At 61.8% G+C, this 19,992-nt stretch carries 13 protein-coding genes, 1 tRNA gene and 3 rRNA genes (1 of these 17 only partly in view); 13 read left to right on the top strand and 4 right to left on the bottom strand.

The window, feature by feature from the left end:
* The 11 genes from AHA_RS00995 to AHA_RS01045 form a co-directional block, all read left to right on the top strand.
* Window positions 1-2,313 (top strand): 23S ribosomal RNA (locus AHA_RS00995) (it extends 576 nt beyond the left edge of the window).
* 117 nt (window positions 2,314-2,430) lie between these two features.
* Window positions 2,431-2,545, top strand: a 5S ribosomal RNA gene (gene rrf, locus AHA_RS01000).
* A 106-nt stretch (window positions 2,546-2,651) separates the two neighbouring features.
* Window positions 2,652-2,727 (top strand) — tRNA-Thr (locus tag AHA_RS01005).
* Between the two features lie 23 nt (window positions 2,728-2,750).
* A 5S ribosomal RNA gene (gene rrf, locus AHA_RS01010) occupies window positions 2,751-2,865 on the top strand.
* A 154-nt stretch (window positions 2,866-3,019) separates the two neighbouring features.
* The gene (gene ebgR / locus AHA_RS01015) at window positions 3,020-3,985 is read left to right on the top strand and encodes a transcriptional regulator EbgR (protein ID WP_011704216.1); all 966 of its coding nucleotides are present in this window, start codon (window positions 3,020-3,022) and stop codon (window positions 3,983-3,985) included.
* Between the two features lie 321 nt (window positions 3,986-4,306).
* A complete protein-coding gene (ebgA, locus tag AHA_RS01020) occupies window positions 4,307-7,381 on the top strand; it encodes a beta-galactosidase subunit alpha (protein ID WP_011704217.1) in 3,075 nt (1,024 codons plus the stop codon).
* Window positions 7,378-7,833 carry a beta-galactosidase subunit beta gene (locus tag AHA_RS01025; RefSeq protein ID WP_011704218.1) on the top strand — a complete coding sequence of 152 codons (456 nt, stop codon included), beginning with the start codon at window positions 7,378-7,380 and terminating at the stop codon, window positions 7,831-7,833. Before ebgA ends, AHA_RS01025 begins: the two co-directional genes overlap by 4 nt.
* A 102-nt stretch (window positions 7,834-7,935) precedes the next feature.
* Complete coding sequence (locus AHA_RS01030) at window positions 7,936-9,381, top strand: amino acid permease (protein WP_011704219.1); 1,446 nt, start codon at window positions 7,936-7,938, stop codon at window positions 9,379-9,381.
* A gap of 76 nt (window positions 9,382-9,457) precedes the next feature.
* Complete coding sequence (locus AHA_RS01035) at window positions 9,458-9,796, top strand: tRNA-binding protein (RefSeq protein WP_164927506.1); 339 nt, start codon at window positions 9,458-9,460, stop codon at window positions 9,794-9,796.
* 166 nt (window positions 9,797-9,962) lie between these two features.
* Window positions 9,963-11,399, top strand: a complete 1,437-nt coding sequence (locus tag AHA_RS01040) for an amino acid permease (RefSeq protein WP_011704221.1) — start codon at window positions 9,963-9,965, stop codon at window positions 11,397-11,399.
* 211 nt (window positions 11,400-11,610) lie between these two features.
* Window positions 11,611-12,582, top strand: a complete 972-nt coding sequence (locus AHA_RS01045; RefSeq protein WP_010635494.1) for a bile acid:sodium symporter family protein — start codon at window positions 11,611-11,613, stop codon at window positions 12,580-12,582.
* Between the two features lie 57 nt (window positions 12,583-12,639).
* On the opposite strand, the gene ovoA is transcribed toward AHA_RS01045, so the two are convergent.
* Complete coding sequence (ovoA, locus tag AHA_RS01050) at window positions 12,640-14,790, bottom strand: 5-histidylcysteine sulfoxide synthase (RefSeq protein ID WP_011704222.1); 2,151 nt, start codon at window positions 14,788-14,790, stop codon at window positions 12,640-12,642.
* 364 nt (window positions 14,791-15,154) lie between these two features.
* On the opposite strand from ovoA, the gene AHA_RS01055 reads away from it, so the two are divergent.
* On the top strand, window positions 15,155-15,877 hold the full coding sequence (locus tag AHA_RS01055; RefSeq protein ID WP_011704223.1) for a head GIN domain-containing protein: 723 nt from the start codon (window positions 15,155-15,157) through the stop codon (window positions 15,875-15,877).
* 53 nt (window positions 15,878-15,930) lie between these two features.
* Here the strand turns inward: AHA_RS01055 and fghA are convergent, their stop codons facing one another.
* Both fghA and AHA_RS01065 read right to left on the bottom strand, forming a co-directional pair.
* Window positions 15,931-16,767, bottom strand: coding sequence for an S-formylglutathione hydrolase (gene fghA / locus AHA_RS01060; protein ID WP_011704224.1), 837 nt, complete (start codon window positions 16,765-16,767; stop codon window positions 15,931-15,933).
* Between the two features lie 49 nt (window positions 16,768-16,816).
* Entirely contained in the window at window positions 16,817-17,944 is a 1,128-nt protein-coding gene (locus tag AHA_RS01065; RefSeq protein WP_005307638.1) for an S-(hydroxymethyl)glutathione dehydrogenase/class III alcohol dehydrogenase, read from the bottom strand.
* A gap of 119 nt (window positions 17,945-18,063) precedes the next feature.
* Between AHA_RS01065 and AHA_RS01070 the strand changes: the two genes are divergently transcribed.
* Window positions 18,064-18,969, top strand: a complete 906-nt coding sequence (locus AHA_RS01070) for a LysR substrate-binding domain-containing protein (RefSeq protein ID WP_005307641.1) — start codon at window positions 18,064-18,066, stop codon at window positions 18,967-18,969.
* Between the two features lie 56 nt (window positions 18,970-19,025).
* On the opposite strand, the gene AHA_RS01075 is transcribed toward AHA_RS01070, so the two are convergent.
* Window positions 19,026-19,991 carry an ABC transporter permease gene (locus AHA_RS01075; RefSeq protein ID WP_011704225.1) on the bottom strand — a complete coding sequence of 322 codons (966 nt, stop codon included), beginning with the start codon at window positions 19,989-19,991 and terminating at the stop codon, window positions 19,026-19,028.
* Window position 19,992: the final 1 nt, after the last annotated feature.

Here is a 19,992-nt window from a genome sequence, read left to right on the forward strand (position 1 = left end):
TTACATTTTGTAGCGAGGTTAACCGTATAGGGGAGCCGTAGGGAAACCGAGTCTTAACTGGGCGTCTAGTTGCAAGGTGTAGACCCGAAACCGGGTGATCTAGCCATGGGCAGGTTGAAGGTTGAGTAACATCAACTGGAGGACCGAACCCACTAACGTTGCAAAGTTAGGGGATGACCTGTGGCTGGGGGTGAAAGGCCAATCAAACTCGGAGATAGCTGGTTCTCCCCGAAAGCTATTTAGGTAGCGCCTCGGACGAATACTACTGGGGGTAGAGCACTGTTTGGGCTAGGGGGTCATCCCGACTTACCAACCCCATGCAAACTCCGAATACCAGTAAGTAATATCCGGGAGACACACGGCGGGTGCTAACGTCCGTCGTGAAGAGGGAAACAACCCAGACCGCCGGCTAAGGTCCCAAAGTTCTGGTTAAGTGGGAAACGATGTGGGAAGGCTCAGACAGCTAGGATGTTGGCTTAGAAGCAGCCATCATTTAAAGAAAGCGTAATAGCTCACTAGTCGAGTCGGCCTGCGCGGAAGATGTAACGGGGCTCAAACCAGGCACCGAAGCCGCGGATTCACGCTAAGCGTGAGTGGTAGGGGAGCGTTCTGTAAGTCTGCGAAGGTGTGTCGAGAGGCATGCTGGAGATATCAGAAGTGCGAATGCTGACGTAAGTAACGATAAAGGGGGTGAAAAGCCTCCTCGCCGGAAGACCAAGGGTTCCTGTCCAACGTTAATCGGGGCAGGGTGAGTCGACCCCTAAGGCGAGGCCGAAAGGCGTAGTCGATGGGAAGCAGGTTAATATTCCTGCACGACTTGTAATTGCGATGGGGGGACGGAGAAGGCTAGGTGGGCCAGGCGACGGTTGTCCTGGTGAAAGTGCGTAGGTGGTGTTTCTAGGCAAATCCGGAGACACAACACTGAGACACGAGACGAACGCACTACGGTGCGGAAGCCATTGATGCCCTGCTTCCAGGAAAAGCCTCTAAGCTTCAGATTACAAGTCATCGTACCCCAAACCGACACAGGTGGTCGGGTAGAGAATACCAAGGCGCTTGAGAGAACTCGGGTGAAGGAACTAGGCAAAATAGAACCGTAACTTCGGGAGAAGGTTCGCTCTTGACAGTGAAGTCCCTTGCGGATGGAGCAGTTGGGAGTCGCAGTGACCAGATGGCTGGGACTGTTTATCAAAAACACAGCACTCTGCAAACACGAAAGTGGACGTATAGGGTGTGACACCTGCCCGGTGCCGGAAGGTTAATTGATGGGGTTAGCGCAAGCGAAGCTCTTGATCGAAGCCCCGGTAAACGGCGGCCGTAACTATAACGGTCCTAAGGTAGCGAAATTCCTTGTCGGGTAAGTTCCGACCTGCACGAATGGTGTAACCATGGCCATGCTGTCTCCACCCGAGACTCAGTGAAATCGAATTCGCCGTGAAGATGCGGTGTACCCGCGGCTAGACGGAAAGACCCCGTGAACCTTTACTACAGCTTGGCACTGAACATTGAACCTACATGTGTAGGATAGGTGGGAGGCTTTGAAGGCGTGACGCCAGTTGCGCTGGAGCCGTCCTTGAAATACCACCCTTGTATGTTTGATGTTCTAACGCAGGCCCCTGAATCGGGGTCGCGGACAGTGCCTGGTGGGTAGTTTGACTGGGGCGGTCTCCTCCCAAAGAGTAACGGAGGAGCACGAAGGTTGGCTAATCCTGGTCGGACATCAGGAGGTTAGTGCAATGGCATAAGCCAGCTTAACTGCGAGACGGACAGGTCGAGCAGGTACGAAAGTAGGTCATAGTGATCCGGTGGTTCTGAATGGAAGGGCCATCGCTCAACGGATAAAAGGTACTCCGGGGATAACAGGCTGATACCGCCCAAGAGTTCATATCGACGGCGGTGTTTGGCACCTCGATGTCGGCTCATCACATCCTGGGGCTGAAGTCGGTCCCAAGGGTATGGCTGTTCGCCATTTAAAGTGGTACGCGAGCTGGGTTCAGAACGTCGTGAGACAGTTCGGTCCCTATCTGCCGTGGGCGTTGGATGATTGAAGGGAGTTGCTCCTAGTACGAGAGGACCGGAGTGAACGAACCTCTGGTGTTCGGGTTGTCACGCCAGTGGCACTGCCCGGTAGCTAAGTTCGGAATCGATAACCGCTGAAAGCATCTAAGCGGGAAGCGAGCCCTGAGATGAGTCATCCCTGACCCCTTGAGGGTCCTAAAGGGCCGTTGGAGACCACAACGTTGATAGGTGGGGTGTGTAAGCGCGGCGACGTGTTGAGCTAACCCATACTAATTACCCGTGAGGCTTAACCATACAACACCCAAGAAGTGTTCTGGGCCTTGTAGCGAATGAACGAACTACTAATTCAGTGATAGCGACGCCAACAGGCAGTTCGTTATTCACGTCAGCTTTCTAAGATTGAAGAATTTGCCTGGCGGCCATAGCGCCGTGGAACCACCTGATCCCTTGCCGAACTCAGAAGTGAAACGCGGTAGCGCCGATGGTAGTGTGGCATTCGCCATGCGAGAGTAGGACACTGCCAGGCATCAATTAAGCAATCACAGCGATGTGGTTGGTCGCGATACAACGTCAGGTTGTGTTGGACAGAAGATTTAGATAGCGCACACAGTGCGGTCTTTACCGGTTAGTGTGCTGATATGGCTCAGTTGGTAGAGCGCATCCTTGGTAAGGATGAGGTCCCCAGTTCGACTCTGGGTATCAGCACCATTATTGAAGTAGTAAAGCTTTTGCCTGACGGCAATAGCGCCGTGGAACCACCTGATCCCATGCCGAACTCAGAAGTGAAACGCGGTAGCGCCGATGGTAGTGTGGCATTCGCCATGCGAGAGTAGGACACTGTCAGGCACCTATTTAGAAGAGGCCTCCCATTCGGGAGGCCTTTTTGCATTGGAATTTTGCCGACCTGATGGGTTTCTTTTAGTAAAAATGCTGGGATGTCAGCACGTTGCCCGTTACTCTTGGTCTGGTATTGTCGGGAGTCATCGCCAGAGGAGTATGCATGGCCACGTTGAAGGAAATTGCACTGGAGGCGGGGGTCTCCCAGGCTACCGTGTCGCGGGTGCTCAATGAAGATCCGACGCTGAGCGTCAAGGAAGAGACCAAGCAGAAGATCTTCGAGATCGCCGAACGGCTGGAGTACAAGACCAGCGGTGCCCGCAAGGGAGTTCACAAGAGCAAGCTGCACTTCCTGGCGGTCTATGCCTACCCGCAGAGCACCGAGGTCAACGATCCCTATTATCTAGCCATCCGCTATGGCATCGAGACCCAGTGTGCCCGTCTCAACATCGAGCTGACCCACTTCTACAACGGTGCCGAGGGGCGCGATCTCTCCGCGGTCGACGGTATCCTGGTCATCGGTCATCTGCCTGCAGAGCGTCTCGCCGCGCTCCACTCCCTCTCTGCCCAGCTGGTGTTCGTGGATTGCCGTTCTCAGGGGGACTTTGACTCGATTGACGTGGATCTGGCGCTGATCAGCCAGCAGGTAGTGGACTTCTTCATCGCCCAGGGACACCAGCGCATCGGCTATATCGGCGGCCAGGATGATGGCCCGGATCTGCGCGAGCTAGCTTTCCTCGACTATGGTCAGCGCCTTGGTGTGGTGCAGGAGAGCGACCTCTATCGCGGGGATTTCTCCAGCGCCTCCGGCTACAAGTTGGCCAAAGAGATGCTGGCTGGAGATTGGCCCAGGGCGCTGTTCGTCGCCTCCGACTCCATCGCCATCGGTGTGTTGCGTGCCATCCATGAGAAGGGAATAGCGATTCCCCAACAGATTGAGCTTATCAGCGTCAACGATATTCCGACCGCCAAGTTCACCTTCCCGCCGCTCTCCACGGTGCGGATCCACTCCGAGTTGATGGGCTCCCAGGGGGTCAATCTGCTGGTTGAGCGGCTGCGGGACGAGCGGGATGTCCCGCTGCGGGTGCTGGTACCGAGTAAGTTGACCCTGCGTGGTACTACGCGCTGATTTTAGTAAAATAATCCATTTTTTAGTCGCACCATCTTGCGGTGGTGCGACACCTCTCCCAAGCAAACCTCTTTCCCATATCATTCCATTGCGTCATATCATGTTGTTTTATAGTTGATTTCATTCCAGTTTAGCCAGCTATTATCAACATCCATGCCACTCCTCTATAGTTTGCTCTCCTTTATCTCCCGCTTCTGATCTCGCTCACAAAACCATCTGTGCATTGTGATCAGGTTAAAACTTTACCAATCCAAAGCTGATATTTAGTAAATGTTTATCTAGAGTTTACCCAGTTAACGTTGCCTTGTTCCGGGAGGACATGTGAATAACTGGGAAAACGTCCAATTCGTTGGTGAAAACAGGCTGGCTCCGCGTGCCTACTTCTTCTCTTATGCCGACCATGCGCTGGCGGCCACCATGCAGCGCGAACTGAGCCGCCGTTTTTTGAGCCTTAGCGGCCAGTGGCAGTTCCACTACTTCGACCATCCCCTGCAGGTGCCGGAGGCCTTCTATCACAGCCCCATGAGCGAGTGGGACCAGATCACCGTGCCCAACATGTGGCAGATGGAAGGGCATGGGCAGCTGCAGTACACCGACGAAGGTTTTCCCTTCCCCATCGATGTGCCCTTCGTGCCGACCAACAACCCCACCGGCGCCTATCAGCGCAGCTTCACGCTGAGCCAGGCCTGGGACGGCGAGCAGGTGATCATCAAGTTTGACGGGGTGGAGACCTACTTTGAGGTCTATGTGAACGGCCACTACATCGGCTTCAGCAAGGGCAGCCGTCTCACCGCCGAGTTCGATATCAGTGCCTACGCCAAGGTTGGCGAGAACCTGCTGTCGGTGCGGGTGATGCAGTGGGCGGACTCCACTTATATCGAAGATCAGGATATGTGGTGGATGGCGGGGATCTTCCGCGACGTCTATCTGGTGGGCAAACCGGCCGCCCATGTGCAGGACTTCTTCATCCGCACCGCGCTGGCCGATGACAACCAGAGCGCCACCCTTAGCTGCGATATCCAGCTCGAGAACCTGGGTGCAGCTGCCCGTGATCACCGTCTGGTCTGGTCGCTGCTGGATCAGGGCAGCGAGATCGCCAGCGGCTCGCTCGACCATCTCGCCATCGACGGCAAGTGTGATTGTCGCTTCACGCTGGATCTGGCCAACCCCCATCTGTGGAGCGCCGAAGATCCTTACCTCTACCAGCTGCAACTCTCCCTCTACAACGGACAGGGCGAGCTGCTGGAAGTGATCCCGCAGCGGGTCGGGGTGCGTGAAATCAAGGTCAAGGATGGCCTCTTCTACGTCAACGGCCACTACCTCAAGCTGCACGGGGTGAACCGTCACGACAACGACCACCTCAAGAGCCGTGCGGTCGGCATGGATCGGGTGGAACGCGATATCGTGCTGATGAAGCAGCACAACCTCAACTCGGTGCGCACTGCCCACTACCCGAACGACCCGCGCTTCTATGAGCTGTGCGATCAGTACGGCCTGTTCGTGATGGCGGAGACAGACGTGGAGACCCACGGTTTTGCCAACGTCGGCGATCTCAGCCGCATCACAGACGATCCCTTCTGGGAGCCGGTGTTCGTGGATCGCATCGAGCGCCATGTTCACGCCCAGAAGAACCACCCCTCCATCATCATCTGGTCGCTGGGCAACGAGTCCGGCTACGGCTGCAACATCAGGGCCATGTACCGCCGCTGCAAGCAGATGGATCCGACCCGACTGGTGCACTACGAGGAAGACCGCGATGCCGAGGTGGTGGATCTGGTCAGCACCATGTATTCGCGCGTCTCCCAGATGAACTGCTTCGGCGAGTTCCCTATGCCTAAGCCGCGCATCCTCTGCGAATACGCCCACGCCATGGGCAACGGCCCGGGTGGCCTCAGCGAATATCAGCAGGTGTTCGACCGTCATCCCCACATTCAGGGTCACTACATCTGGGAGTGGTGCGATCACGGCATTCTGGATCAGGACGAGCAGGGCCGCCCGGTCTACAAGTACGGTGGCGACTACGGCGACTACCCCAACAACTACAACTTCTGCATGGATGGCCTCATCTATCCTGATCAGACCCCTGGGCCGGGCCTGCGCGAATACAAGCAGGTGATCTGCCCGGTCAAGGTGCGCGCGCTGGATCTGGCCAGCGGCAAGCTGGAAGTGGAAAACCGTTACTGGTTCTCCAATCTCGACGACATCCGTCTGCTGGTCGAAGTGAAGGCCGAGGGCGAACTGCTGGCCAGCCAGCAGATCCGGCTGGAAGGGGTGGCTCCCGGTGCCACCACCGAGCTGCAACTCGAACTGCCATCCCTCGATGGGCGGGAAACCTTCGTCCAGCTGCGGGTCATCAAGGCCACTGCCACCCGCTACAGCGCGGCGGAGCACGAGCTGGGCCAGTACCAGTTCCAGCTGAAAGAGTCGACTCGCCAGCTGCAGCCCTTTGCCAACCCCAATGCCACGGCGTTGCAGATTGCCGATGAGCGGCTTGCGCTGACCTTGAGCGGCAGCGGCTTCGCCCTGCGCTTCTCGCGCCTCGACGGCAAGCTGGTGAGCTGGCAGCAGGATGGCAATGAGCTTATCGAGCGGGCGCCGCGCCTCACCTTCTTCAAGCCGATGATCGACAACCACAAGCAGGAGTACGAGAGCCTGTGGCACCCGAACCACCTGCAGATCATGCAGGAGCACTTCCGCACTCTGAGCTGGCGTCAGCTGGGTGAGGTGGTCGAGGTGACGGTGGAGAGCCTGATCGCGCCGCCGGTGTTCGACTTCGGCATGCGCTGCCGCTACGTCTACACCCTGAGCCCGAACGGCCAGCTGCACGTGGCACTGTCCGGTCAGCCCTACGGCGGCTATGACGACATCATTCCCAAGATCGGCTTCGAGCTGGGTATTCGTCAGGATCTCGACCGGGTGCACTACTACGGCATGGGGCCGGGCGAGAACTATCAGGACAGCCGCCAGAGCAACTGGATCGACAGCTTCCAGAGCACAGTCGGCGAGATGTGGGAGCACTACCCCTTCCCGCAGGACAACGGCAACCGCCAGCAGGTGCGCTGGGCGACCCTGACCAATCGCCACGGCGCCGGTCTCTACGTGCGGCCCGATGCCCCCATCAACCTGAGCGTCTGGCCCTACAGCTGGGAGCACATCCACGCGGCGCAGCACATCAACGAGCTGGAGCCGAGTGGTTATCTCACCCTCAATCTGGATCACAAGGTACTGGGGCTGGGCTCCAACTCCTGGGGTTCCGAGGTGCTGGACTCCTGGCGGGTGCGCTTCGAGCCGTTCAGCTTCGGCCTGACCCTGCTGCCCATCGCCCGTGGCAACCTCAATCCGGCTGCGCTGGCCGGGCTCGATCTCACCATCAACGGCGGGAGGAACCTCGCATGATCACCCTGGACAACCTGACCCTGTTCAAAAACATCTACCGGGAGGGCAAGAAGTGGGGCCGCTGCGTGGAGGCCATCAACAACCTGGCCAACCTCAAGCCCGGCATCTGCCACTCCATCGGCGACTCCCTCACCTATCGCTTGCAGGAGGGGGCCAGCCCGGCCACCTCATTGTTCGAGGGGCAGCGCCGCTACTTCGACGTTCACTACTACCTGGAAGGGGAAGAGACGGTGGAGTGGGCTGCCAAGTCGGACCTGCGGGTCGAGCAGGGCTATGACGACACCACAGACCGCGAGTGGCTGGTCGGTGAGGTGCGTGAGCGCCAGCAGGTGGGTAACGGGCAGGTGGTGATCTTCGAGAACGACGAGGCCTACCGATTCGTCGGTGATGCGCCGGTACGCAAGCTGATCATCAAGGTCACCGTCGAAGGCGGCTACTTCAAGAACAAATAACAAGCCGCCGGTTCTGCACTGATAAAAGCCGGAAGGGCGGGGCTCACCCTACAAATCATGCCCCGCTCTTTCGCGAGATAACTACAGGTCTGGAGATGCACCATGTCTGATTCCAAACGCAATACGATAGGCAAGTTTGGTCTGCTGTCGCTCACCTTCGCGGCGGTATTCAGCTTCAACAACGTCATCAACAACAACATCGAGATCGGTCTGGCCTCGGCCCCGATGTTCTTTCTGGCCACCATTTTTTACTTCATTCCGTTCTGCCTGATCATTGCGGAGTTCGTATCACTGAACAAAAACTCCGAAGCAGGGGTGTATGCCTGGGTGAAAAGCTCCCTCGGCGGTCGCTGGGCCTTTATCTCCGCCTACACCTACTGGTTCGTGAACCTCTTCTTCTTCACCTCCTTGCTGCCGCGGGTCATCGCCTACGCCTCCTATGCCTTTCTCGGCTACGAGTACATTCTCACCCCGGTGGCGACCACGGCCTTGAGCATGGTGCTGTTTGCCTTTGCCACCTATGTCTCCACCAACGGCGCCAAGATGCTGGGCCCCATCACCTCGGTGACTTCGTCCCTGATGCTGCTGCTGACCCTCTCCTACATCCTGCTGGCAGGTGCGGCTCTGGTGGGCGGCGTGCAGCCGGCCGACCCCATCACGGTCGAGGCCATGGTCCCCGATTTCAGCTGGGCGTTCCTCGGCATCACTACCTGGATCTTTATGGCGGCCGGGGGCGCCGAGTCGGTGGCGGTCTACGTCAATGACGTGAAAGGGGGCTCCAAATCCTTCGTGAAGGTGATCATCGTCGCCGGGATCTTTATCGGCGTGCTCTACTCCATCGCCTCGCTGTTGATCAACGTGTTCGTCCACAGTGACACCCTGAAATACACCGGCGGCTCGGTGCAGGTGTTCGAGGGGCTGGCGGCCTACTTCGGCTTGCCGGAGATCCTGATGAACCGCTTCGTCGGGCTGGTCTCCTTCACCGCCATGTTCGGCTCCCTGCTGATGTGGACCGCGACCCCGGTGAAGATCTTCTTCTCCGAGATCCCGGCCGGCATCTTCGGCAAGAAGACGGTCGAGCTGAACGAGAACGGCGTGCCCGCCCGGGCAGCCTGGATCCAGTACCTCATCGTGCTGCCGCTGATGGTGATCCCGACCCTGGGCTCCAACACCGCGCAGGATCTGATGAACACCGTCATCAACATGACCGCCGCCGCCTCCATGCTGCCGCCGCTGTTCATCATGCTGGCCTACCTCAATCTGCGGCTGAAGCTCGACCACCTGCCGCGGGAGTTCAAGATGGGGTCGCGCACCACCGGCATCGCCGTGGTGTCGGTGCTGATCGCCATCTTCTCGGTGGGCTTCCTCGCCTCCACCTTCCCGACTGGCGCAGACATCATGACCATCGTCTTCTACAACGTCGGCGGGATCCTGATCTTCCTCGGCTTCGCCTGGTGGAAATACAACAGATACGAGGCCTCTCTCAGCGCCGAGGCGCGTGCGAAAGAGGCCCAGCCGGCGGCGCAGGTCGCCATGCAGACGCCATAGCCACTGCATTGACTCCCAATCAAACCGGGTGGTCGTTGGCCACCCGCAAACCGTTGAACCAGAAAAGGAAAAAAGCATGAGCGAGACGATCGAGTTTGCCGAATTCAAGCGGGTCGAGATGAAGGTGGGCAAGGTGCTGGAGGTGGTGCGCCACCCCGGTGCCGACAAACTCTATATCGTCCAGATCGACGTGGGTGGCGAGCAGCCGCTGCAGACCGTCACCAGCCTGGTGCCCTATTACAGCGAAGAGGAGCTGATGGGCAGCGAGGTGGTGGTGCTGACCAACCTCAAGCCCACCAGGATGCGCGGCGAGCGATCCGAATGCATGTTGCTCTGCGCCGAGACCCCGGACGAGAGCCAGAGCGTGCTGTTGCAGCCGCGGGTGCCGATGGCGCCGGGCACTCCGATCGTCTGACTGAGATTGCGAACCGGTGCGGGAGACGGCACCGGTTCACCAACGAGGCCGTCCACGCGGTCCGATCATAACAAGAGAGTAAAGGGCGGGGCCGACAGACCCTTGCCAAACACATCACAGAGTCACAGCGTTACCCGCAGGGAGCGCGAGTCCACTGGAGGACACCATGTCTGAATCCGTACGCGGCACCATAGGCAAGTTTGCCCTGTTGTCGATGACCTTTGCCGCCGTGTTCAACGTGCGCAACATCGTCAACAACAACATCGAGCTGGGGCTCAGCTCCGCCCCCATCTTCCTGCTGGCGACCCTGGTCTACTTCATCCCGTTCGTCTTCATCATCGCCGAGTTCGTCTCGGCCAACAAAAACTCCGAGTCGGGCATGTACGACTGGCTGAAAAAGCCGCTCGGCACCCGGATGGCCTATCTGGGCTCGTTTCTCTACTGGTTCGTGAACCTGTTCTGGTTCGTCTCCCTGCTGCCCAACGTCATCGCCTACGCCTCCTACGCCATGCTGGGGTACGAGTACAGCTTCTCGCCCATGGTCACCTCGGTCATCTCCATCGTGCTGTTTGCGGCGGCGACCCACATCTCCACCAAGGGGGCGAGCTGGCTCGGCAAGATTGCCGAGATCGTGGCCTACGGGGTGTTTGCCCTGTTCGCCATCTATGTGCTGGGCGCCCTGATGGCCCTGAGTGGCGATCATGTGCCGGCCCAGCCCATCACCCTGGAAGCCATGACTCCCACCGTCAACTGGGCGACGCTCGGCATCATGTGCTGGATCTTCCAGGCGGCGGGCGGTGCTGAGACGGCGGCGGCCTACCTCAATGACGTGAAGGGGGGCCAGAAGTCCTTCATCAAGGTGATCATCAGCGCCGGCATCGTCATCGGTGCCATGTATGCGGTCGGTTCCCTGCTGGTGAACGTGTTCGTGCCGCGCGAGAGCCTCACCTATGCCGGCGGCATGGTGGAGATCTTCACCGGCATGGCCCAGTACTTCCAGCTGTCGGAAGCACTGGTGGGCCGCTTCGTCGGCGTGGTGCTGTTCATCGCCATGTTCGGCTCCATGATGATGTGGACCTCGGCGCCGGTGAAGATCCACTTCTCCGAGATCCCGCAGGGTGTCTACGGCGAGAAGACCACCCAGCTCAACGAGCACGGCGTGCCGGTACGCGCCGCCTGGTGGCAGTTCGCCTTCGTGTTCGTGATGCTGGTGGTCAACGGCTTCGGCTCGGAATCCGTGCAGCAGATGATGAACACCGCCATCAACCTCACCGCCGGTACCGCCATGCTGCCGCCGATCTTCATCATGGTGGCCTACTTCGTGTTCCGCTGGAAACACGACGACACCCCGCGCGAGTTCCGCATGGGATCGCGCACCTTCGGGATGGGGGTGGTGTCGGTGCTGATCGCCATCTTCGTGGTGAGCATGAGCGCCTCCGCCTTCCCGAGCGGGGTGGATCTGGTGCGCGCCTTCTTCATCAACGTCTTCATGACCGCGGTCTTCTCGGCGCTGGCCTACTGGTGGATCTCCCGCTTCGAGAAGCGCCAAGCCCGCAAGCAGGCCACCGGCACAGCCGGCGGCAAGCTGGCCAAGCAGAGTTGAAGCACAAGGCTGGCCGGATCCGGTGGCCAGCCGGGCTTGCTTAATTTCCGGCAGATAAAGGGGGGCCGCTCAACTTTGCGCCTCCCGCTTATCGGGGTAAGCTGGGGATTCGTTTCAACAGGAGCTGTGCCACAGCTCCTGTTGTGTTTCCTGTCGTCCCCGATCACCGGCCCCGCGCGGGGACGGGATCTGCTTTCACCGGAGACCGCTCGTGCGTCTGGATCCCTTTACCTCTGTACTGATTGTGGTGGTCGCGTTGGCCTCCTTCTTCCCCTGCGAGGGGCAGGTGGCCGTCTGGTTCGGTCTGCTGACCAAGCTGGCGGTGGCGCTGCTGTTCTTCATGCATGGCGCCAAGCTGTCGCGCCAAAACCTGCTGGCGGGCCTCGGCCATTGGCGGCTGCACCTGGTGGTGATGGCCAGCACCTTCGTGCTGTTTCCACTGCTGGGGCTGCTGCTCACGCCGCTGGTGCCCCACTGGTTGAGCCCGGCCATCTACCTCGGTTTCCTCTACCTCTGTGCCCTGCCTGCCACCGTGCAGTCGGCCATCGCCTTCACCTCCATGGCTGGCGGCAATGTGTCGGCGGCGGTGTGCAGCGCCTCGGCCTCCAGCATCCTCGGCATCTTCCTCTCGCCGGTGCTGGTGGGGCTGATGATCAATGTGCAGGGGGAGGGGGTCGATACCTGGCACTCCATTCAGGCCATCATGGTGCAGCTGATGCTGCCGTTCGTGGTGGGCCACCTGTCGCGCCCGCTTATCGGCCGCTGGGTCGACAGCCACCGGCCGCTCATTGGCAAGCTGGACCAGAGCTCCATCCTGCTGGTGGTCTATGTGGCCTTCAGCGAGGCGGTGGTGCAGGGGATCTGGCATCAGGTCGGCTGGTACGATCTGGCCAGTATCGTGCTGCTGAGCTGCGTGCTGCTGGCACTGGTGCTGGGCTGGAACGTCTGGATCAGCCGCCGCCTCGGCTTCAACAGGGCGGACGAGATCACCATCGTCTTCTGCGGCTCGAAGAAGAGCCTGGCCAACGGGGTGCCGATGGCCAACGTCATGTTCCCGGCCGCCAGCGTCGGGGTCATGGTGCTGCCGCTGATGATCTTCCACCAGATCCAGCTGATGGTGTGCGCCGTGCTGGCTCGTCGCTACCACGAGCAGGAGGCCGTGCCCCAGGTTCAACAGGGGTAAGCGGTCCGGATAAAAAAGAGGGAGGCCATGGGCCTCCCTCTTTCGTTTGCTGCCTCGTCAGCGTTTGCGCCAGACGGTGAGCTGGGCCACCGTGTGCTGGTGCTTGCGGGCGGTCTCGCGGATGACGAAGGGGACATCCCGCGGGGGCATCTGCTCCTCGAACTCCGCCGCCAGCAGCCGTTGCAGCGCCTGATAGGTGCCGAGGGCCTCGCCGTTCTCGCGCACACCGCCGAGCCAGTTGGCCTTGGGGGTGTAGTCGGTCAGCCAGGTGTAGGGGCTGGTGAGCACCAGCAGGCCGCCGCTGCGCAGTCTGGGCGCAATGTCCCGCAGGAAGCGGGCGGGTTCCCGCAGCCGGTCGATCAGGTTGGAGGCGAGCACCAGGTCGTAGTCGCCGTACCTGGGCTTGAGGTTGCAGGCATCCCCCTGGCTGAAGTGGACCCGCTCGCTCTGTTCGCGGCCGAGCTCATGGCGGGAGAGCCGCGCCTCGCAATACTCCACCAGCTCCCCTTCCACCGGCACCGCGTAGCGGAAGCTGTCCTGGCTGGCGAGCGCCAGCGCCACGTCGATGAAGCGGGCCGAGTAGTCGACCCCGTCCACGTGGGCGAAGCGGCGCGCCAGTTCGAAGCTGGCGCGGCCGGTGGCGCAGCCGATGTCGAGCGCCCGCTCATGGCGGCTGCACAGTTCGCTGGCCAGGCCGGCCAGGGTCTGGGCGTAGTTGGCGACCCCGAAGTGGGTCGGCCCGTACTGGAAGTCGAGATACTGAGCGACGAGCGTGTCGGTCTCGTAGGGATTGACGACGACCGGCTCCTGATAGCGGGAGACCAGATAGCGAAAGCCCGCATGCTGGAAGAAGTGGCGGCGGAAGGCGTAGCGGGAGGACTTGAGTGCCTCGTTGCCGGTACTGATCCAGCTGCCTCCCTTGATCAGGGTGTGCTTGCCGTCGAAGGTGGGGGTGGAGAAGTCGTCGTAGAGGGGATGCACCTTGAACCCCTCGAAGCCGTCGATGGCGGTGCTGGTCCACTGCCAGACGTTGCCCACCAGATCGAAGAAGCTGCCCTGCGGGCAGGCATCCACCGGACAGGACGACGCGAAGCGGGCCAGATTGATGTTGCCGGGTGCCTCGATCCAGTCAGGTTGATCGCCGGCCAGCTGTTCGCGCAGCAGCATCCACTCCGCCTCGCTCGGCAACTGGACGGGCAGCCCGGTCTGGGCCGCCTGCCAGCGACAGAAGGCGGCGGCCTCCAGCTGGTTCACCTCCACCGGCCAGTCCCAGGGCATGGTGACCTGCTCGGTCATCAGCCGCAGTTGCAGTTGCTCGGGTTCGAGGGGGTCGCCGACCCAGAAGGTGGGCATGCGGGCCCTGGCATACTGGCGCCAGCCCCAGCCTTCGTCATCCCACCAGGCGCGGGTCTGGTAGCCGCCCGCCTGCACGAAATCGAAAAATTCTGCGTTGCTCACCAGCATGCGGCTGGCCTGGAAGGGGGCCAGTTCGATGTGGCGCTCGCCATATTCGTTGTCCCAGCCGTAGGTGGCGTCCTGTTTGCCGAGTCGCACCCGGCCACCGGCCACCGGCAGCAGGCTGTTGGCGGGCACCTCGTCACGGCAACGCCGCGCCTCGGGGCAGACCGGCCACCGGGGCTGGCTGCGCACCCAGGCCAGCGGCAGCTGGCGGATCAGCACGCTGGAGGTCTCGAGATGGATGCGCTCGTGCTCTATCCCCATCAATATGACCCAGGCCGGGCTCTGCCAGTCGATGGGCAGGGTCAGCGGCATCCGCTCGATGACATCACACACCAGCGCGCGCACCCGGCCGCGATAGTCGCGCAGCTCGGCGACGGTGGGCCAGTCGTAGTGGGTCTCGTCGAGATCGTCCCAGCTCATCTCGTCCACCCCGATGGCGACCATGGCCTCGATGCGGGCATCGAGCCGACCCTCGATGAGGCGGGCCGCCAGCAGCTTGTTGATGAAGAAGGCGGCGGTGTGGCCGTAGTAGAAGATGAGCGGGTGGCGCAGGGGGATCGCCTTGTCAAACCAGGCCCGCTCGTCGGCCAGGCAGTCGAACAGCGAGTCGTAGAGATCGAAGGTCTGGCAGAAGTAGGCGAGCAGCTCGCGGCGCTTGTGGTCGGGATCGCTGCCGGTCAGCAGCGGGGTACGGGTCGGTTCCGGCAGGCCGGTGGCGGTGGAATAGAGAAGAGTGGCTTGGGTCACGCTCTGACTCCTTGTTGACAGTGAAGACTGACAAGACAGTGGTAATGGCATTACCGCAATGGAGAGCTTTGTACGCACAAGGTACCACTATTGGCTCAACAGACCGGCTCGGCAACCAAAAACTTCCACGGCTTGTCAGCATAGCGACCCCGTGAACGGCTCGCCAATCGGTCGTCCACCTGCCCGTTCGGGGATGGTCAGATTCGCCAGATTATGGTCTGAATGACTCTCCATTTGTTGTGATCATGTAGCGTAAAAATGGATATTTTATTGAAAATCATGTAGTTGACTAACTGGCACAGGCTTTGCGATGGATGCTGACCAAGGGGCCACGACTGGCCAATACACAATGAGGAGAGTGGCGATGAAATGGATGATGGGCGTGGTGCTGGCGGTCGGGCTCAGCGGGTGCAGCTGGCTGGATGATACCCGGGTGAGCGGGGCTGGGGCCGTGATCGAGCAGCAGCACGGGGTGGGCCGGCAGGTGACCCGGGTGCTGGCCGGGGTGCCTGCCAGCGTCCATCTGGTGGCCGGCGAGCCGCGCGGATTGCGCATCCGCGGGCAGGAGAACCTGTTGCCCTACCTGGTGCTGAGCGAGCGGGGCGACAAGCTGGAGATCGAGGTGAAGGACGGCTACCGGCTCGATCCGACCGAGCCGCTGGAGATCACCATCACCCTGCCCGCGCTCCATGAGCTGGCGCTGGCAGGGGTTGCCAACGGTGAGCTGCGCGGCTTCAAGGGGGAGGCGCTGGTGCTGTCGGTGGCCGGGGTCGGTGACATCGTCGCCGACGGGCTCGAACTGGATCGGCTGGAGGGCAACATCGCGGGCGCAGGCAGCCTGGATCTGGGGAACAGCACGGCCAGGGCGGTCGAGCTCAACATCGCCGGCTCGGGGGATGTGCTGGGGGCCGAGCTGAAGGGGCGCGAGGTGGAGGTCAATATCGCCGGCAGCGGCGACGTGGAGGTTCGGGCCCAGGAGCGGCTCAAGGTGGGCATCGCCGGCTCGGGCTCGGTCAGCTATTGGGGCGATCCCGTGCTGCAGAGCGAGATCGCCGGCTCCGGCGAGGTGAGCCGGCAGGGCAGCTGACTGGTTTTGTCCACCGAGCAGAAAAAAACAGGCCCGTTACGGGCCTGTTTCGATCAGAGGTGGCGGGCGTGAAAGCGCAGGTGCGCCTCGATGAAGCTCGCCACGAAGTAGTAGCTGTGGTCGTACCCAGCGTGGCGGTTGAGCTCCAGCGGCCACTCCTTGCCGGCGGCCGCATCGGCCAGGGCGTCGATGTGCAGCTGTTCGGCCAGGAAGGGATCGTCCAGCCCTACATCCACCAGAGTCGGCAGCGGCGTCACCGGGTGGTGGCGCAACAGCTGGCAGGCGTCCCACTCCTGCCACAGCAAGGGGTTGTTGCCGAGGTAGGCGCCGAGTGCCTTCTGGCCCCAGGGACAGCGGCTCGGGTGGCTGATGGGGCTGAAGGCCGACACCGAGCGGTAGCGACCTGGCTCGCGCAGGGCGGCGATGAGCGCCCCGTGGCCACCCATGGAGTGGCCGCTGATGGCACGCTTCGTCGAGACCGGGAAGTGGGTCTCGATGAGCTCGGGCAGCTCGCGGGTGACGTAGTCGTACATCTGGTAGTGATCGCGCCAGGGATGCTGGGTGGCGTTGACGTAGAAGCCGGCGCCCATGCCGAGATCGTAACCGGGGTCGTCCGCTACGTCTTCGCCGCGCGGGCTGGTGTCCGGCGCCACCAGGGCGATGCCGAGTTCGGCGGCGATGCGCTGGGCGCCCGCCTTCTGCATGAAGTTTTCATCGGTGCAGGTGAGGCCGGAGAGCCAGTAGAGCACGGGTACCTTCTGGCCGGTGAGGGCCTGGGGCGGTAGATAGATGGCGAAGCGCATCTCGCAACCCAGCACCTCGGAGGCGTGGCTGTAGCGCTTGTGCCAGCCGCCGAAGCTCTTGTTGCTGCTGATTATGTCCAGATTCATCGGGGGAACTCCTGCACCCCGCCCACGGTGGTGGGCGGGGTGATCATGCTCAGTAGTGGATGACGCTGCGGATGCTCTTGCCTTCGTGCATCAGATCGAACGCCTCATTGATCTGCTCAAGCCCCATGGTGTGGGTGATGAAGTCGTCCAGCTTGAATTCACCCTGCATGTAGCGCTGCACGTAGCTCGGCAGCTCGCTGCGACCGCGCACGCCGCCGAAGGCGCTGCCGCGCCAGACTCGGCCGGTGACCAGCTGGAACGGACGGGTGCTGATCTCCTGGCCAGCGCCGGCCACGCCGATGATGACCGACTCGCCCCAGCCCTTGTGGCAGCACTCCAGCGCCGCGCGCATCACCTTGACGTTGCCGATGCACTCGAACGAGAAGTCGACGCCGCCGTCGGTGAGCTCGACGATCACCTCCTGGATGGGCTTGTCGTAGTCGTTCGGGTTGATGCAGTCGGTGGCGCCCAGCTTGCGGGCCAGTTCGAACTTGCTCTCGTTGATGTCGATGGCGATGATGCGGCCGGCCTTGGCCAGACGAGCGCCGATCACCGCGGAGAGGCCGATGCCGCCCAGCCCGAAGATGGCGACGCTCTCACCCTCTTTCACCTTGGCTGTGTTCATCACGGCGCCGATGCCGGTGGTGACGCCGCAGCCGAGCAGGCAGACCTCTTCCAGCGGGGCGGCCGGGTCCACCTTGGCGATGGAGATCTCGGGCAGCACCGTGTATTCGCTGAAGGTGGAGGTGCCCATGTAGTGATAGATGGGCTGGCCATCCTTGGAGAAGCGGGTGGTGCCGTCCGGCATCAGCCCCTTGCCCTGGGTGGCGCGGATCTTCTGGCACAGGTTGGTCTTGCCGGATTTGCAGAACTTGCACTCGCCGCACTCGGGGGTGTAGAGCGGAATCACGTGATCGCCCACCTTGACGCTGGTGACGCCCTCGCCGACGGATTCGACGATGCCGCCCCCCTCGTGGCCGAGGATGCAGGGGAAGACCCCTTCCGGATCTTCACCGGAGAGGGTGAAGGCATCGGTGTGGCAGACGCCGGTCGCGACTATGCGCACCCGCACTTCGCCCGCCTGGGGCGGCATGACCTCGACTTCTTCGATGGAGAGGGGCTGGCCCGGGCCCCAGGCGATGGCGGCCTTACACTTGATGCTTTGAACCTGTGCCATGACGGATGTCCTTATTGTTGAGCAGGGTGAGGAGAATGGGTTCGGACATTCAGTGTAGTTTCCCGCTTATTTGGTGATAATAAGGCGAAATCTGAAATCACTTTTACAGACAGGTAATAATGTTCGGCTGGGAAGGGATCTGTGAGTTTGTCAGCGTGGCGGAGCAGGGGGGCTTTACCCCGGCGGCGCGCAAGCTGGGGGTGTCGGTGGCGCAAGTCAGCCGGCAGGTGGCACAGCTGGAGGATCGGCTGCAGGCCAAGCTGCTGCTGCGCACCACCCGTCAGGTGCGGCTCACTGAGCTCGGCGAGATCTACTATCGCCACTGTCGCCAGCTGCTGGACAACCTCTACGAGGCGGAGCTGGCGGTGGGGCGTCATCAGGCGGTGCCGCAGGGCACTCTGCGCATCACGGCCCCGGTCTCCTACGGCGAGAGCCGCATCGCCCCGCTGGTGAACGACTTCATGGTGCGCTTTCCCCAGCTGGAGGTGACCCTCAACCTGACCAACCAGCTGCTGGATCTGGTGCACGAGGGCTACGATCTGGCGCTGCGGCTCGGCCACCTCAAGGACTCCAGCCTGGTGGCACGCAAGCTGGCGCAGCGGGTGCCCTATGTGTGCGCCTCTCCCGCCTACACCGCCCGCCACGGCATGCCCAACAGCCTCTCCGAGCTCACCCGCCACACCTGCCTGGTGGGCAACAGCGACGAGTGGCACTTCACCCTGGATGGCCGCCCCCACAGCGTGCGGGTGCACGGCCTGCTGCACTGCAACAGCGGCCACGCCCTGCTGGATGCGGCGCTCAAGGGGATCGGCATCATCCAGCTGCCGGACTACTACGTGAGTGACCACCTGGCCCAAGGCGAGCTTATCGAGCTGCTGCCGGAGCTGCGGGCGCCGGCGGAGGGGATCTGGGCCCTCTATCCCCACAACCGCCATCTCTCTCCCAAGGTGCGGCTGCTGGTGGACTATCTGGCGGAGCGCCTGAGCGATCCCCATCAGCCCGCGCTGGTGCGCCCTGTCGGCTGAGTTCGCTCAATAAAAAAGGCCCGCATGTGCGGGCCTTTTGCATGGCAAGGGCGGGGCTATTCCCGCTCCTTGACGTAGGGGGTGCCGAGCGCCTTGGGTGCCACCGCCTTGCCGATGAAGCCGGCCAGCAGGAACACGGTCAGGATGTAGGGCAGCGCCTCGATGGCCTGTACCGGGATCGGGAAACCGCCGATGCTGACCCCTTGCAGCCGGATGGCGACTGCATCGAGGAAGCCGAACAGCAGGCAGGCCGCCATGGCGTTCCAGGGGCGCCACTTGCCGAACACCAGCGCCGCCAGCGCCATGAAGCCCTTGCCCGCGCTCATGTTGGGGATGAACTGGGCGGTCTGGGCCACCGCCAGGTAGGTGCCGCCGATACCGGCCAGCAGGCCGCCGATGATGAGCGCGGTGTAGCGCATGCGCACCACCGAGATACCGGCGGTATCGACCGCTGCCGGCGCCTCGCCCACCGCCCGCAGGCGCAGGCCGAAGCGGGTACGGAACAGCACCCACCAGGCCAGCGGCACGGCGGCGAACGCCACGTACTCCAGCAGGGAGTGGCCGCTCAGCAGCTCGCTGTAGAGCTGGCTGATGACCGGCACGTCATACAGCTCCTTGGCATAGGGCAGGTCGATGGGGGCGAAGCGGGCCGCGCCGGACAGCGCCGGGGTCTGACCGCCCTGATCGAACCAGTAACGGCCCAGGGTGACGGTCAGGCCGGCCGCCAGGATGTTGATGGCCATGCCGCTCACCACCTGATCACCACGGTGGGTGATGGTGGCAAAGCCGTGCATCAGGGCGAACAGGATGGAGACACCCACCCCGGCACCCAGCCCAATCCAGGCAGAGCCGGAGACGGCTGCCGCCGCCGCACTGGCGAACGCCGCCGCCAGCAGCTTGCCCTCCAGGGCGATGTTGACCACCCCGGAGCGCTCGCAGAACATGCCGGCCATGGCCGCCAGAATGAGTGGCGGCGCGGTGCGGATGGTGGCATCCAGCATCAGGATCAGAATTTCGAACATG

The organism is Aeromonas hydrophila subsp. hydrophila ATCC 7966 (assembly GCF_000014805.1).
Classification (GTDB): domain Bacteria; phylum Pseudomonadota; class Gammaproteobacteria; order Enterobacterales; family Aeromonadaceae; genus Aeromonas; species Aeromonas hydrophila.